The sequence below is a fragment of the Methylobacterium sp. WL64 genome (genome assembly GCF_008039945.1).
Classification (GTDB): Bacteria; Pseudomonadota; Alphaproteobacteria; order Rhizobiales; family Beijerinckiaceae; genus Methylobacterium.
Map to the genome: position 1 here is coordinate 79,028 of NZ_VRVA01000005.1, position 15,359 is coordinate 94,386.

16 protein-coding genes are annotated in these 15,359 nt (G+C 67.9%); 13 read left to right on the forward strand and 3 right to left on the reverse strand.

Translation table 11 applies throughout. The features are described 5' to 3' along the window. The first annotated feature begins 2 nt into the window (after nt 1-2). The 8 genes from FV242_RS04500 (at nt 3) to FV242_RS04535 (ending at nt 7,093) form a co-directional block, all read left to right on the forward strand. Nucleotides 3-1,325 (forward strand): SufD family Fe-S cluster assembly protein, encoded by a 1,323-nt coding sequence (locus FV242_RS04500; RefSeq protein WP_147938081.1) that lies wholly within the window; start codon nt 3-5, stop codon nt 1,323-1,325. A gap of 177 nt (nt 1,326-1,502) precedes the next feature. Continuing rightward, the gene (locus FV242_RS04505) at nt 1,503-2,747 is read left to right on the forward strand and encodes a cysteine desulfurase (protein ID WP_147938082.1); all 1,245 of its coding nucleotides are present in this window, start codon (nt 1,503-1,505) and stop codon (nt 2,745-2,747) included. Between the two features lie 92 nt (nt 2,748-2,839). Further along, complete coding sequence (locus FV242_RS04510; protein ID WP_147852895.1) at nt 2,840-3,223, forward strand: SUF system Fe-S cluster assembly protein; 384 nt, start codon at nt 2,840-2,842, stop codon at nt 3,221-3,223. Nucleotides 3,224-3,567: 344 nt separating this feature from the next. Next, entirely contained in the window at nt 3,568-3,957 is a 390-nt protein-coding gene (locus FV242_RS04515; protein WP_210248919.1) for a hypothetical protein, read from the forward strand. Between the two features lie 313 nt (nt 3,958-4,270). Further along, the gene (locus FV242_RS04520; protein ID WP_147938083.1) at nt 4,271-4,582 is read left to right on the forward strand and encodes a hypothetical protein; all 312 of its coding nucleotides are present in this window, start codon (nt 4,271-4,273) and stop codon (nt 4,580-4,582) included. Between the two features lie 356 nt (nt 4,583-4,938). After that, complete coding sequence (locus FV242_RS04525; protein ID WP_147905743.1) at nt 4,939-5,193, forward strand: hypothetical protein; 255 nt, start codon at nt 4,939-4,941, stop codon at nt 5,191-5,193. A gap of 191 nt (nt 5,194-5,384) precedes the next feature. Beyond that, on the forward strand, nt 5,385-6,317 hold the full coding sequence (locus tag FV242_RS04530; protein WP_147905817.1) for an ABC transporter ATP-binding protein: 933 nt from the start codon (nt 5,385-5,387) through the stop codon (nt 6,315-6,317). A gap of 14 nt (nt 6,318-6,331) precedes the next feature. Next, the gene (locus tag FV242_RS04535; RefSeq protein WP_147905818.1) at nt 6,332-7,093 is read left to right on the forward strand and encodes an ABC transporter permease; all 762 of its coding nucleotides are present in this window, start codon (nt 6,332-6,334) and stop codon (nt 7,091-7,093) included. Nucleotides 7,094-7,096: 3 nt separating this feature from the next. Here FV242_RS04535 and FV242_RS04540 read toward each other — a convergent pair whose 3' ends face one another. After that, the gene (locus FV242_RS04540; RefSeq protein WP_147938084.1) at nt 7,097-7,861 is read right to left on the reverse strand and encodes an alpha/beta fold hydrolase; all 765 of its coding nucleotides are present in this window, start codon (nt 7,859-7,861) and stop codon (nt 7,097-7,099) included. Between the two features lie 116 nt (nt 7,862-7,977). On the opposite strand from FV242_RS04540, the gene FV242_RS04545 reads away from it, so the two are divergent. Next, nucleotides 7,978-8,823, forward strand: coding sequence for an FkbM family methyltransferase (locus FV242_RS04545; RefSeq protein ID WP_147905745.1), 846 nt, complete (start codon nt 7,978-7,980; stop codon nt 8,821-8,823). Here FV242_RS04545 and sfsA read toward each other — a convergent pair. Then, nucleotides 8,810-9,523: a DNA/RNA nuclease SfsA gene (gene sfsA, locus FV242_RS04550; protein WP_147938085.1), complete on the reverse strand. Its 714-nt coding sequence runs from the start codon at nt 9,521-9,523 to the stop codon at nt 8,810-8,812. The two genes, FV242_RS04545 and sfsA, sit on opposite strands and share 14 nt — an antisense overlap. Nucleotides 9,524-9,688: 165 nt before the next feature. Between sfsA and FV242_RS04555 the strand changes: the two genes are divergently transcribed. Both FV242_RS04555 and FV242_RS04560 read left to right on the forward strand, forming a co-directional pair. Beyond that, nucleotides 9,689-10,429: a molybdopterin-binding protein gene (locus FV242_RS04555; RefSeq protein ID WP_147938086.1), complete on the forward strand. Its 741-nt coding sequence runs from the start codon at nt 9,689-9,691 to the stop codon at nt 10,427-10,429. Between the two features lie 41 nt (nt 10,430-10,470). Continuing rightward, nucleotides 10,471-11,340 carry a formate/nitrite transporter family protein gene (locus tag FV242_RS04560; RefSeq protein WP_147905748.1) on the forward strand — a complete coding sequence of 290 codons (870 nt, stop codon included), beginning with the start codon at nt 10,471-10,473 and terminating at the stop codon, nt 11,338-11,340. A gap of 53 nt (nt 11,341-11,393) precedes the next feature. Here FV242_RS04560 and FV242_RS04565 read toward each other — a convergent pair whose 3' ends face one another. Continuing rightward, complete coding sequence (locus FV242_RS04565) at nt 11,394-12,674, reverse strand: NAD(P)/FAD-dependent oxidoreductase (RefSeq protein WP_147938087.1); 1,281 nt, start codon at nt 12,672-12,674, stop codon at nt 11,394-11,396. A gap of 386 nt (nt 12,675-13,060) precedes the next feature. Here FV242_RS04565 and FV242_RS04570 point away from each other — a divergent pair, with 386 nt between their 5' ends. Beyond that, nucleotides 13,061-14,983: a Hint domain-containing protein gene (locus FV242_RS04570; protein WP_147938088.1), complete on the forward strand. Its 1,923-nt coding sequence runs from the start codon at nt 13,061-13,063 to the stop codon at nt 14,981-14,983. Nucleotides 14,984-15,000: 17 nt separating this feature from the next. After that, nucleotides 15,001-15,330, forward strand: coding sequence for a hypothetical protein (locus tag FV242_RS04575; protein WP_147938089.1), 330 nt, complete (start codon nt 15,001-15,003; stop codon nt 15,328-15,330). Nucleotides 15,331-15,359 lie beyond the last annotated feature (29 nt).

Consider the following 15,359-nt stretch of genomic DNA (forward strand, 5'->3'; position numbering starts at 1 on the left):
CCATGGCCGAGATCCAGAACCTGCGCACCAGCGCCGAGACCGGGCTGTCGAGCCTGTTCGAGGCTGCTCGCAAGGGCTTCGCCTCGGAAGAGGCGATCGCCCGCGAGGAGGCGTTCCGCTTCTTCGAGGCCGCCGGCCTTCCCAGCCGGCGGGTGGAGGCGTTCAAGTACACCGACCTCCGCGCCGCCATGAAGGAGGCCGTGCCGCCGGCCGAGGCCCCGTCTGCGGAAGCCGCCCAGGCGGCCGCGGCATCCGCCAAGGGCTTTGCCGGCCTCGACGCGGCGCATCTGACCTTCGTCAACGGCCATCTCGTCCGTCCGCTGTCGGACCTCGACGGGCTGCCGGCCGGCCTCACCGTGACGCCGCTCAACGACGCGATGGGCAAGAGCGACATCCGCCTCCGGCTCCTCGCGCCGGTGGAGCAGGCACGTGAGAACCCGATCTACCAGCTCAACACCGCCTTCCTGGCCGACGGCGCGCTGATCTCGGTCGCTCCCGGTACCAAGATCGAGCGGGCCCTGCATCTGCGCTTCATCGGCAGCGGCTCCGAGGGTTTCTCCACGGCGACGCGGGTCCTGGTCGATCTCGGCGACGGCGCCGAGATCACCGTGCTGGAGAGCCACGAGGGTCCGGACGGCCTGACCTACCAGCCGAACGATGCGCTCGACGTGCGGGTCGGCAAGCAGGCCGTCTTCCGCCATGCCCGGCTCAACCGGGAGGGAAACGCCGCCATCGCACTCTCGACGATCAGCGTGCGCCTCGACGACGAGTCCCGGCTGGAGACGGTCAACCTGGTCACCGGTGCCGTCCTGTCGCGCCACCAGATCTACATGCACGTCGCCGGTGAAAACGTGAACGCCGTGGTCAACGGCGCGGCGATGCTGGGCAACGGGCAGCTGGCCGACTCGACCCTGTTGGCCGACCACGCGGCCGTGGGCGGCATCGGCCGCGAGATGTTCAAGACGGTGATCGACGGGGATGCCACCGGGGTATTCCAGGGCAAGATCATCGTCCGGCAGGCTGCGCAGCAGACCGACGGCAAGATGAAGTCGGACTGCCTGCTCCTCAACGACGAGGGGCAGATGATGAACAAGCCGGAGCTGGAGATCTTCGCCGACGACGTCGCCTGCGGCCATGGTGCCACCTGTGGCGCCCCGGACGAGGACCTGCTGTTCTACCTGATGGCCCGTGGCCTGCCGCGCTCGGTGGCCGAGAGCCTCCTGGTCCAGGCCTTCGTCGGCGAGGCGATCGAATCGGTCACGCACGAGGGTGCCCGCGCAGCGCTGATCGGCGAGATCGAAGCCTGGCTCGCTGCACGCGCTTGAACGATCGGCCGGTCCTCCCGCAGGATCGGCCGGCTCCGCGAATCCCGAGCCCCGTTCGCGGGTCATCGGGGTCGCGACGCTCTTTCCGGAGGCCTCCTTCGAGACCTTCGCTTCGCTTCGGCCCCTCGGATCGAGGTGGCCCATGGGACGGACTCGAGGTCCCAGAAGGTCGCGACCATGAACGCACCCGTCCTCACCACCGGCTACGATGTCGAGGCGGTCCGGAAGGACTTCCCGATCCTGTCGCAGACAGTCTATGGCAAGCCGCTGGTCTATCTCGACAACGCGGCCTCGGCCCAGAAGCCCAGACAGGTCATCGACGCGATGGTCTCCTGCATGGAGACCGGCTACGCCAACGTTCACCGCGGCCTGCACTTCATGGCGAACGCCGCCACGGAGGGGTTCGAGGGCGCCCGGGAGACCACGCGCCAGTTCCTCAACGCCGCCTCCACCGACGAGATCATCTTCACCCGCAACGCCACCGAGGCCTACAACCTCGTGGCCTCCAGCATGGGCTGGGCCGGGCTGATCGGCGAGGGTGACGAGATCATCCTGTCGATCATGGAGCACCACTCCAACATCGTGCCGTGGCACTTCCTGCGCGAGCGGCGCGGGGCCGTGATCAAGTGGGCGCCGGTGGACGAGGACGGCAACTTCCTCCTTGAGGAATACGAGAAGCTGTTCACGCCGCGCACCAAGATGGTGGCGATCACCCAGATGTCGAACGTGCTGGGTACGGTGACGCCTGCGGAGGAAATCGTCCGCATCGCGCATGCGCACGGCGTTCCGGTGCTGCTCGACGGCGCGCAGAGCGCCGTCCACCAGCCGATCGACGTGCGGGCGCTCGACTGCGACTTCTTCATCTTCACCGGCCACAAGGTCTACGGGCCGACCGGTATCGGCGTGCTCTACGGCAAGAAGGAGTGGCTGGAGCGCCTGCCCCCGTACCAGGGCGGCGGCGAGATGATTCGGACCGTCAGCCAGGACACGGTCACGTACAACGACCCGCCCCACCGCTTCGAGGCCGGGACCCCGGCGATCGTCGAGGCGGTCGGGCTCGGGGCGGCGCTGGAATACATGCTGGGCCTGGGCCGGGAGAACATCGCGGCGCACGAAGCGATGCTGACGCGCTACGCGCACGAGCGCCTGGGCGCCATGAACGCCCTGCGGATCATCGGCACCGCCAAGGGCAAGGGCGGCGTGGTCAGCTTCGAGATGAAGGGCGCCCACGCGCACGACATCGCCACGGTGATCGACCGACAGGGCGTCGCGGTGCGGGCCGGCACGCATTGCGCTATGCCGCTGCTGACGCGCTTCGGCGTCACCTCGACCTGCAGGGCCTCGTTCGGGCTTTACACGACGCCGGCCGAGATCGATGCCCTTGCCGAGGCGCTCGGCAAAGCCGAGATGATGTTCGCCTGATCGGCGTAGCGTTCCGAACAATATCGTGAGGACGATGCGCGTGCCGCGAGGAAACCGGGGCCGTCTGGACAGGCCCGGGGGAGAGTGAAACCATGAGCACCGACGCCACAATCACCGGCGGCGCGAACGCCCCCGCGGTCGAAGCCGCATCGGCGATCCCGCCGGCCGAGCTGGACCGGCTGACCGACGACATCGTCGCGGCGCTGAAATCCGTCTACGATCCGGAGATCCCGGCGGACATCTACGAGCTCGGCCTGATCTACAAGGTCGATATCGGCGACGACCGGAAGGTCGCGATCGACATGACCCTGACCGCTCCCGGCTGTCCCGTCGCCGGTGAGATGCCGGGCTGGGTCGAGAACGCCGTCAGCGCCGTGCCGGGCATTCAATCGTGCGCCGTCACGATGGTGTTCGACCCGCCGTGGGATCAGAGCCGGATGTCGGACGAGGCTCGCGTCGCCCTGGATATGTGGTAGCGCAGCCCCGAACGGCCGACGCTCAACACCGACGCCGGCTATCCTGGAGGGCGCATGCTCCACATGCGCCCCTTCACCCGTGCCAAACGTTTCAATCGTTCGCATCGGCCACGACACGAGCAACTTCCACGGGCAGGGCTAATACTAAGGCCGCCCGCCCGGGTCGAGAGAGCGTCGATCGCGCTATAGGCCTGCACGCCGACGGGCGCGATGGAAGCAGCGCCCGACCGGTCGATGAGCTTCAATTCGACCGCTACTGTGAAACGAGTACAGAAACGGTCAGGCAGTCTATCAATCGATGTAGAGTTTAAGATTTTAGTAACCAAGAGTGTCCACTGGGGCAGGTGGCCGCCGGTTTATTCGGCGTCGCGGATCGCACATGGTGGGGACGGATGGGTCCGGGTTACGTGGTCGCGGTGCTGCTCGAAGTGGCCGGGCTGAGCGGTATCGTCGTGGCCGCGTTCGTAATGCGTACGGAGCGGAAGGCGCGGGTGGCCGAATTGCGCAGCTTCCTTCTCTCCGGCCAGACTTCGGTGGCGGTTCCCACGCCGGTCGCGCAGAACCGATGGTTTTCGCCCACGCCCCGTGTCGTGAATGTCCCCGTCGCTACCCAGCAACGCCGTGACGGGCGGCCTCAGGAAACGGCGGCACGGTCAGCCTTGAGACGCGCCTTCGCGCGACACGGCTCGACGGAAACGGGCGGGATGGTGGCGGCCTCGATCAGCGCAGGATGACGTCCAGGCCGCTGCCGAGCAGCGTGACGGCGCTGAGGAGGAACATGAACTTCAGGTCTTCGAAACGAGTGCTCATGGTGGATCCGTCCTCTTGGTGCGGTTCGTCGCCGTTCCGATGATGCATTATCGTCTGATTAACGACTGTTTCGCGAGTCGTTTCAGGAACTGTTAGGGATTGGACCGCGCTTTCCATTTAGTAAGGTTGATAAAAGGTTAAGTTCGATCCGGCCTGTTGAGTTCGTCTTAACGGGGCTTCGGCCGGCCGGCGGTGCGCCGCCGCACGATCGCGCGGCAACAGGAAGGGCGCCGGACCATGATACAGCCATCGACCAGTCCCCTCCTGCGGGTGCGCGACTGGCTTTTCCGGGACCGGCAGACCGGCGCCATCACGATTGCGCAATGGCCGAACCTGCCGCTCTGGTTGTTCCTCGCGCTGACGCTGGCGGCATGGCTGGCAAGCGGCGCCGAGCCCCTGGGATTTTGGCTCGCCATCGGCGCCGATGTCGCCCTGGGCTGGTGGGCGGTCGATGAACTCGTCCGCGGCGTCAACCCATGGCGCAGGATGCTCGGCCTCGCGACGCTGGTCGGACTGGCCGCGCTCGTCTTGCTCCGGCGCGGTGGATAGGCTCGTCGTAGGCGCGTCAGCAGCCGCACACGAACCCGAGCCCCGGGATCGACAGCCGGACCTCAGCGGGAGCACGCCTCTACTGATCTTCGCGATCGGCGGTGCGTTTCGGCATGCAAGAGCGGCGACGGCGCGCAATTCAGTCGACCGCGGTATTCAATCTCCGCAGCCGGTCGTTACCGGCCGGCTCAAAACCAATCCTGCGTCTCCGGTCCATGTGACTACCGAGAAGCGTAACGGTTGATTGCCGCGTCGCGAAAACTCATGAATGGTCGGGTCGAATTCCGTCCCGAGCAGCGTCGGCCTTTCGAGGTGCGCAGACCCCTGCTCGGCTGCCGTTTAAGCTGGACCGCACGATGACCACGCCAGGCGCCTTCGAATCCTCCGAAGCTGCAGAGCGGCTCGATGAGCGGGCGCAGCTCCTCCGCTACATCGCCGATACCCTGGACCTTCCGGTATCGCTCTTTCGCCGCCGCACCGCGCAAGGCGATGACGGCCCGACGGCCGCCGAATGCGACGCGATCCTGGCGACCTTTTCGCGCATCCGCGATCCGGAGGCCCGGCGGCACTGCCTGGCGCTGGTCTCTCGCTGCGCCGACGCTCAGGAATGACGCCGGTCTCGCTGTGCGCTTGCGCACGTGGGTGGCGTGAGAACCGTATAGACGCCGTGCTATAGGGGCGCCCGCTTCCGCCAGAGGCCCACCCGATCGTCAGGCCGTGCGGAACGTCGCGGCGGCAGACGGGCCCAGAGCCGAGCCGGCGGTCGCCGGTGCACGACGCCCCGCATTCCATTCAGGCCCCGATGCCGATCATCTCCATTTCGAAGCTCTCGAAAACCTATCAGTCCGGCTTCACCGCTTTGAGCGGCATCGACCTCACCATCGAGCGGGGCGAGATCTTCGCGCTGCTGGGCCCGAACGGGGCCGGCAAGTCGACATTGATCAATATCGTCTGCGGCATCGTCACCGCGAGTTCCGGAACGGTGGTGGTCGACGGCCACGACATCGCCGTGGATTACCGCGCCGCGCGCCGGGCGATCGGGCTCGTCCCGCAGGAACTCACCACCGACGCCTTCGAGACGGTGCTGAACACCGTGAGCTTCTCCCGCGGCCTGTTCGGACTGCAGCCCGATCCCGGCCATATCGAGCGGATCCTGCGGGCGCTGTCGCTCTGGGACAAGCGCGACAGCCGCCTGATGACCCTCTCGGGCGGGATGAAGCGCCGGGTTCTGATCGCCAAGGCCCTCTCGCACGAACCCCGGGTGCTGTTCCTCGACGAGCCGACCGCCGGCGTCGATGTGGAGTTGCGCCAGGACATGTGGCGGCTCGTGCGCGACCTGCGCCAGCAGGGCGTCACCGTGATCCTGACCACCCACTACATCGAGGAGGCGGAGGAGATGGCGGACCGGATCGGCGTGATCCGGCGGGGCCAGATCATCCTGGTCGAGGAGAAGGCCGCGCTGATGCGCAAGCTTGGGCGCAAGCAGCTGACCCTGCAGCTCCAGACCCCGATCACCGCGATCCCGCCCGAGCTTGCGGAGTACGAGCTGGCGCTCGCCGGCGACGGCCGTGAACTTGTCTACACCTACGACACCCGCGCGGAGCGGACCGGGATCACCGGCCTGCTCACCGGCCTCGCCGCTGCCGGCATCCGGTTCAGCGATCTTCAGACGGAGCAGAGTTCCCTGGAGGACATCTTCGTCGGCTTGGTGCGCGAGGGAGAGGCACGGATATGAACGCGACCATGAGCATGAACTGGCCGGCCGTCCGCGCCATCTACCGCTTCGAGATGGGCCGCTTCTGGCGTACCGCCGGGCAGAGCATCCTGGCCCCGGTGATCTCGACGACCCTGTACTTCGTGGTGTTCGGGGCCGCGATCGGCTCGCGGGTCTCGGCGGTGGACGACGTGCCCTACGGGCTGTTCATCGTGCCCGGCCTGATCATGCTCTCGCTGCTGACGCAGAGCATCTCGAACGCCTCGTTCGGCATCTACTTCCCGCGCTTCGCCGGCACGATCTACGAGATCCTCTCGGCCCCGATCTCACCGCTGGAGGTGGTGTTGGGCTTCGTCGGCGCGGCTGCGTCCAAGTCGATCCTGATCGGCCTGATCATCCTGGCGACCTCGGCGCTGTTCGTGCCGCTGCGGATCGACCATCCGGTCTGGATGATCGGCTTCCTGCTGCTCACCGCGGTGACGTTCAGCCTGTTCGGCTTCGTCATCGGGCTCTGGGCGGACGGGTTCGAGAAGCTGCAGCTGGTGCCGCTCCTCGTGGTGACGCCCCTGACGTTCCTGGGCGGCAGCTTCTACGCCATCGACATGCTGCCGCCGTTCTGGCACGCGGTGAGCCTCGTCAACCCGGTGGTCTACCTGATCAGCGCCTTCCGCTGGGCGTTCTTCGGCAAGGCGGATGTCAGCATCGCAATCAGCCTCGGGATGACGATGCTGTTTCTGGTGATCTGCCTCGGCCTCGTGACCTACATCTTCCGCACCGGCTACCGCCTGAAGAGCTGACGGTCAGGGCTGCGCGGCGAGGAAGGCCAATACGCCGTCCCGGTGCGGCTTGGCCCCCACCGCGGTGGAGTGGTCCTTGCCCTCGATCTCGAGCGCCCGGGCATCCGGCATCAGGGCGGCCAGCGCGGGGCCCGAGCCCGCGACCGTATCGAGGGTGCCGACCGAGACCAGCACCGGCACCTCGATCTGTGAGAGTTCCGCCCGGCTCAGCGTCTGGCGCGAGCCGCGCATGCAGGCCGCGAGCGCGCGAAGGTCGCTGCGGGTCTGCTCGGCGAAGGTGCGGAACGCCGCGGCGGTCGGGTTCGGAGCGGGGGTGCCGGGGGGCGCCTCCAGCGCCTCCGAGATCCCGGACGGCAAGCCCTTGCCCTCGACGAGGTGCATGCCGAGCCCGCCGATCAGCGCGGACCGGACCCGGTCGGCATGGTCGAGGGCGATGTGGGCGGTGATCCGCCCGCCCATCGAGTAGCCCATCACGTGCGCGCGTTCGATGCCGATATGGTCGAGCAGCCGTATCGCGTCGCCCGCCATGGCCTCCGAGCTGTATTCCGCCGGGTCGTAGAGCTTCTGGCTCTCGCCGTGCCCGCGATTGTCGAGGGCGATCGCCCGGTATCCGGCCTGCGTCAGCGCGCGCACCCACTGGGTGTTGACCCAGTTGACCGCGTGGTTGGAGGCGAAACCATGGATCAGCAGGATCGGCGTGCCGGCCCCCTCCGCCGGCGGGACGTCGATATACGCGATCCGCACGCCGTCCGAATCGAAGGAATCCATGCCGTGCAACCCGTGCCGTCGAAGCTCGGCCTCCGCTTAGACCACAGGGCCGCGCGGGGGCAACGCGGATCGCTCCGCTTGCGGGGGCGGGCGCCGGCTGGCACACCGCCCCGGCTATGACCGATCCCAAGCCCTACGGCACCTACGAACCGGCCGGCCTCGTGGCGGCGATCACCCGCCGGACCAACCGGATCCCGGCCGAGTCCTGGTATGGGCGGCGCCTAGCGCTGTTCCTGCGCCGGATTGCGATCTCGCGACTGGGCGGCAAGCCCCTCGACGTGACCCGCTACGGCGCCCGGATGCGCCTGCACCCCTACAACAACAACTGCGAGAAGAAGGTGCTGTTCACGCCGCAATTCTTCGATCCGCAGGAGCGTGCGCTGCTGCAGGAGCGCCTGCCGAAGGACTGCGTCTTCCTGGATATCGGCGCCAACATCGGCGCCTACGCCCTGTGCGTCGCGGCGTTTTCGGGGCCGGCCGCCCGGATCGTCGCAGTCGAGCCCCAACCCGACGTATTCGAGCGCCTCACCTACAACATCGCTCAGAACCCGTTCCACACCGTCAAGGCGGTCGCCTGCGCGGTGGCCGACAAGGCGGGCGAGCTGACCCTGTTCATCGACCCGCGCAACCGCGGCGAGTCGAGCTTGCGGATCGTCGGCACCAACGAGGGCGCCCGGATCACCGTGCCGGCGGTGCCGCTCATCGACCTCCTGAGAACCGAAGGCCTGACCCGGGTCGATGCCATCAAGCTCGACGTCGAGGGCGCCGAGGACCTGATCCTGGAGCCGTTCCTGCGCGAGGCTCCGGAAGCGCTGCTCCCCCGCATCCTGCTCATCGAGAACGGCACCGGCCAGTGGCAGATCGACCTGCCCAAGCACCTGGAGAGGCTAGGCTATCGCGAGATCTCGCGCTCCCGGCTGAACCTGATGTTCGAGCGCCAGGCACCGGTCAGGGCGGCGTGATCACCGGGATCTCGTCGGTCACGGCGACCCCCGCGGGGCTCACCGCGCAGCGATAGGCATGGACCGCGACGCCGGCCGCGCGGGCGTCGCGGAACGCCCGGTCGAAGGCCGGGTCGATGTCCCGCGCGACGTCGAACGCCTCCGCGTGCATCTGCACCACGATGATCACCATCGCCCGGCCGCCATCCACGACCACCTGGGCCAAATCGCGCATGTGCCGGGCGCTGCGGGCGGCGATGCAATCCGGAAATTCCGCGAGGCCCGCCCGGCGCATCAGGTGGCAGTTCTTGACCTCGACGTGGCAGGGCCCGGTGGCCGCGCCGCCCGCGAGGAAATCGACGCGGCTGGCCTTCGCGTAGCGGACTTCCGGACGGAAGACGTCGTGCCCGGCGAGTGAGGCGATCACGCCGGCGCGAAACGCCTCGGCCACCAGGGCGTTCGGGCGCAGGGTGTTGATGCCGACCCATTGCGGGCCGCCCGGCAGGTCGGCCTCCACCAATTCCCAGGTCAGCGGCAGCTTGCGCGCGGGATTGCTCGAGCGGGAGAGCAGGACCGGCCGTCCCGGCAAGTTGAGGCCCAGCATCGCACCGGGATTGGGGCAATGCGCGGTGACGAGGCCGTCGTCGGTTTCGATGTCGGCGAGGAAGCGCTTGTAGCGCCGCACCAGCAGACCGGGCGCGAGCGGCGCGGCGAACAGCATCGGGGGGATATCTCCGGGTTCGTGTGGTCCGGGCCGGCGGACGCGCTATCTGCAGAACATCCACCGCCAAAGGTGTCACCGCTGCGGCGGCGAGACCGATGCGCGCGGGATACCGTCGGCCGGACCGCGATCCGGCCTCGACCTGCTCCTCGCCGACAGAGTTCCATGGACCAGCCTTCCGATCCGATCACGGCCGCGATCCTCGTCATCGGCGACGAGATCCTATCGGGGCGTACCAAGGACAAGAACATCGGCACCATCGCCGATTTCCTCACCGCCGCCGGGATCGACTTGCGCGAGGTGCGGATCGTGCCCGACGAGGCCGCGATGATCGTGGAGGCGGTGAACGTCCTGCGGGCGCGCTACACCTACCTGTTCACCACCGGGGGGATCGGGCCCACCCACGACGACATCACCGCCGATTGCGTCGCCCAGGCCTTCGGGGTCGGCATCGACATCGACGAGCGGGCGCGGGCGATGCTGCTGGAACGCCACAAGCCCGAGGACCTGAACGAGGCCCGCCTGCGCATGGCGAGGATCCCGTTCGGCGCCGACCTGATCCCCAATGCGGTGTCGAAGGCCCCGGGCTTCCGCATCGGCAACGTCCACGTCATGGCCGGGGTGCCGAGCATCATGCAGGCCATGCTCGATGCCGTCGCGCCGACGCTGAAAGGCGGTGCCGCGATGATCTCCGAGACCATCGAGGCCGTCGGGCTTCCCGAGGGTCAGTACGCGAGCGAGCTCGGCGAGATCGCCCGGGCCCGGCCGGCCGTGTCGATCGGCTCCTACCCGGCGCTGACGCCGGAGGGATTCCGCAACCGGATCGTGGTGCGCAGCCGGGATGCGCAGGCCCTGACGGAGGCGAAGGCGGCGGTCGAAGCGCTCGTGGCGCGGCTCACGACCTGACACTCTCACGTTCGGTCGCGTGGCGTCAGGGAGCTGAACGGATGATCCAAGATCAGAGGGACCGGGCCGACAAGGAGGCGCGGCGCGACGAGTTGCTGAAGGAGGTGTCCGAGATCGGCCGCCCCGACGCCTACGTGCTGCACGAGGTGATCCGTCTGGAGGGCGACGAGGAGTTGCGCCGCCACGGCATCGCCCTGTTCCTCTCCGCCTTCGCCGCGGGCCTCAGCATCGCGCTGTCGCTGATCGTGCCGGGCGTGCTCAAGAGCCACCTGCCGGAGGCCGACTGGGCCAAGATCGTGACTACGATGGGTTACGCGGTGGGCTTCCTGGTCGTGGTGCTGGGGCGCCAGCAGCTGTTCACCGAGAACACCATCACGCCGATCCTGCCGCTGCTGCACGACCGGACGGTGAAGACCGCCTTCCGGGTGGTGCGGCTCTGGCTGATCGTCCTATGCGGCAACATCCTGGGGACGCTTGCCATCGCCGCGGTGCTCGCCGGCGCCGGCGCGTTCGAGCCGCCGGTGCTCAAGGCCTTCGCGGAGATCAGCCACGACGCCATCGCGCACGGGTTCTGGGCCACCTTCGTGAAGGCGGTGTTCGCCGGCTGGATGATCGCCCTGATGGTCTGGTTCCTGCCGGCCACCGGCAGCGCGGCGCCGATCGTGATCCTGCTGATGACCTGGCTGGTCTCGCTCTGCGGGCTCGCCCACATCGTCGCCGGCTCCGTAGAAGCCTTCTACCTGCTGATCACCGGCGCGGCCTCGCTCGAAGATTACGGGTACCGGTTCTTCCTGCCGACGCTGCTCGGCAACGTCTTCGGCGGCGTCACCCTGGTGGCGGTGTTGAACTACGGCCAGGTCGCCCCGCAGGTCGAGGAGACCAAAGAGGTCGAGGGCGACCGCCCCGACTGACCGGACGCGCTTGCTGACGCCGAACCGGTCTCCAGTTCGCGCGTGCCTAGGGGCTAATCGAGGCTCACCGGCGGGCTGATCAGGTGGTCGAGGTCATCGAGGATCCAGGTCATCGTCCCACGGAGGGGGCCGTACAGGCCGATCTGGTGCTGCCGGTACAGCAGGTCGTGCGTGAGCCGCGCCGAGAGGCCGTTCAGCCGGCCGCCACCGAACGTGTAGCGCCCCAGGGTGCCCCATCCGTTGAAATCGGCCAGCGAGACGATGGCGCCCTTCTCGACATACTGGAACGGCGGCAGCTCGGTCGCGACGGTGTCGCCCCGGGCCAGCGCCCGACCGAGGTGGGACGCGAGGTGCTGCGCCTGCTGCCGCGCCGCCTGGGCCGTGGCCGGCACGGGTTTACCGGTCTTGCGGTCGACGAGGCTGGCGCAATCCCCGAGCGCGACGATCGCCGGGTCCCGGGTCGTGCGCAGGTCGGGGCCGACCGTGAGCTGGCCGGTCCGCGACCGCTCCAGCCCCTCGACGGCACCGAGCACGTCCGGGGCCTTCACGCCGGCGGCCCAGACCTTCAAACCGGCCGAGATGCGGCTGCCATCCTGTAGGGTGAAGCCAGATGCGTCCGCGCCCGTCACCATGGCGCCGGTCCGTACCTCCACGGCAAGATCCGACAGGGTCCGGGCGGCGGCCTGGGAGACCCGCTCCGGGAACGCCGGCAGGAGGCGCGGACCGCTCTCGATGAGGGTCAGGCGCAGCCGGCGCGGCAGATCCGGCGAGCCGTAATCCGACGCTAGGTTGATGGCGTGCTTCAGCTCCGCGGCCAATTCGACACCGGTGGCGCCGCCGCCGACGATGGCGATCTCGAGCCGGTCGGGACTGTCGAGCCGGGCCAGCAGGTGGCGCCGCAGGTGCCGGTGGAACGATTCCGCCTCGGGGAGGTCATCGATGGTCAGGCAGTGCTCGGCGACGCCGGGGGTTCCGAAATCGTTGGCCCTGCTGCCGATGGCGAGGACCAGGAGATCGTAGTCGAGATCGACGTCCGGCCGCCCCTGCGCCGCCTCGACCGCGAGGCGCACCCGGCGGGTCGCGCGGTCGATCCCAATCAGGGTCCCGGGCTGGAACCGGAAGCCGTTCCGGCGCGCCTGCGCGAAGAAATCAACCTTCTGCCGATCGGGCCGGGCGGTGCCGGCGGCGAAGGTATGAAGCATCGGCTTCCAGACATGTGACAGGCTGCGATCGGCGAGCACGATTTCGGCCTTGCCACCGCGGCCGAGGCTGGTGGCCACCTCGATTCCCGCAACCCCACCACCGACGATCACGATCCGCGCCTTGTCCGCCATGCCGTCTCCCGGAACTTCCGTTCCCGGTGAACGCAGACCCGGCGTCGATGTTCGCAACCTGCTGCCCGGACATACCGTGCCGTCAGTCGTCTCAGCGCGGACTTCACGGTCGACAAGAGACCGTCGGCGTTGGATCGACGAACCCGGTGTCGTCGGTTGGCATCCGGATCATTGCGGCACCACCCGGAACAGCCGCGCCAACGCAGATCCCCGGTCGGGTCGCGGCCCGGCGTCCGACGCCTCTTATCGACGCGCCGAAGACATTGTTCGACGCGCCGAAGACATTGTGTAACGCTTCGTTTACCATTTAATCATTGTTAATGACCGATGATTAACGCCGAGATTAGCGTTTAATAGTGGACAATCTGACTAAGAGGGGCGGCTGAATGGTTGATCTGACCGGCTATCGGCTGACGTTCGACGACGAGTTCAACAGCCGCAGCATCTCTTCGAACGGGGCCGGGACCACCTACGCGGACATCCGCGCCGAATGGCGAACGGCCGACGGCAAAGCTGATGTCGGCTTCGGGCGTTCATCCTTCGTGGATCCGTCGTCAGGCTACGATCCGTTCAGCGTCCAGAACGGCACGCTCTCGATCACGGCCGTGCCCGACCGAACCGCGTCGGGCGTTCTAGGCAGCTGGGAATCGGGCCTGATCTCTACGCAGGGCAACTTCTCGCAGACCTACGGCTACTTCGAGATCCGGGCGGATTTCTCCAACGATTCGAATGCCTGGGACGCGTTCTGGCTGCTGCCGAACCAGCAGAGTCCGACGTCGAGCGCAACCAATGGTCACCAGGAACTGGACGTCGTCGAGCATTATGGCAACGACGACCGGAGCGTCTACAGCACGATCCACACGACCGATCCGCAGAACGGCATACCCTGGCAGACCAATCGGCAAGTCGTCACCGGCCTCAACAATCCATCCGGCTATCACACCTACGGGATGAATTGGCAGGCGGACAAAATCAGCTTCTACGTCGACGGCCAGCTGACCGGATCGCAGATCACGCCGTCGGATCTACACAGCCCGATGTATCTGCTCGCCGATTTGGCGGTCCGGAGCGAAGGGACCGCCACGGGAAGCCCGATCACATCGAACATCGATTACATCCGGGTCTACTCCAACAGCACGAACGCGGTCGCGGTCCCTCAGGGCCGGGTTTCGTCTCCGGATGGGTACGATCCGGGCCTCTACGGAGCCGCCGCCGCCCGTTCGGTCGCCCCGATAGCGGTCGGGTCGTCACCCATCCGGGGAGGGGCAGCCGCGTCGTCATCCGTGTCAGGTCCCGCAGCATCGTCGCCGACATCCGGCGCGGCGACATCATCGCCCGCGACAGGTGCGGCCGCGGCGCCGTCCAGCACGGAGGCCACGCCCGGATCGTCGCCATCCGCCACTCCGGCGCCGTGCTACTGCACCGGCGACCGCATCCTGACCGAACACGGTGAGGTCGCAGTCGAGAATCTCCGGGTCGGGCAGCGGGTGGTGACCGCCTCCGGGCCGCTTCGGCCGATCCGCTGGATCGGCACGCGCCGCTATCCCGGCTCGACCGCTCCGCGAGCGGACCGGCCCATCCGCATCAAGGCAGGTGCCCTGGCGGACGGCATACCGTTCCGGGACCTCTGGGTCTCGCCGGACCATGCGCTCCATCTGGACGGCCTGCTCGTCGCCGCGGGCCATCTCGTCAACGGCCGGTCCATCACGCGCGGTGAGGCGGTGGCCGACCTGACCTACTGGCATGTCGAACTCGACGCGCATGACCTGCTGCTGGCCGAGGGAGCACCGGCCGAGAGTTTCTTCCCTGCAGCCGGCCTGCGCGCGCGGTTCGACGGCGGCATGGGCTGGCCGGGAACGCGTCCGACAGCTGCGCCCTATGCCGAGCGCGTGGAGGATGGTCCGACCCTCACGGCGCTGGCCCGTCGCCTGATCCAGCGGGCCGGCCTGTCGGTGAACGAGCCGGGTTTCGGTGATCTCCGAGGCAGCCTGGATTTGTGCGAGGTCCGGAACGGCGACCTGCGCGTCGCCGGTTGGGCACAGGATGCCGCGCATCCGAGTGGACCGGTCTGCCTGGATGTCCTCTTGGACGGCGCCGTGGTCGCCATGACGCTGGCGGAGATCGATCGGCCCGATCTCGGTGCGGCCGCGATCGGGGAGGGGCGGCACGGGTTCGACCTGGGTCTCGACGTGCCGCTCGCGGTCGGCGTCTTCCAAACCGTATCGGTGCGTCGCTCGGCCGACGGAGCCAAGATCGGCGCCATGCGGCTCGATGCAACGGGTGAATGGAGCCGGGCGCAGGTCGCCTGATTTCGGAAAGCGACACCATGACGATGCGCGGCAGTATCGACGTGCTCAGTCATCGCCGCATCGTCGGCTGGGCGTGGGAGATGGATGCTCCGGACGTTCCGGTCGCCATCCTGGTGGCGGTCGACCGGCGCGTCCTCGGACGCTGCCGGGCCGACCTGTTCCGCGAGGATCTCGCCATCGAAGGTATCGGCACGGGCCGATGCGGTTTCGCGCTGGACCTCCCGGTCGGGCTGCTCTCTCCGCGCCAGGATTACGCGATCAGCGTGCGGCGGGAGGGCGACGGCGCGCACCTGCCGGGCTCACCCTACGTGCTCCCGGCAACGCTTCGGATCGTCCCCACGCGGTGACGTCCCTGCCACACCGCCGTCGGGACCGG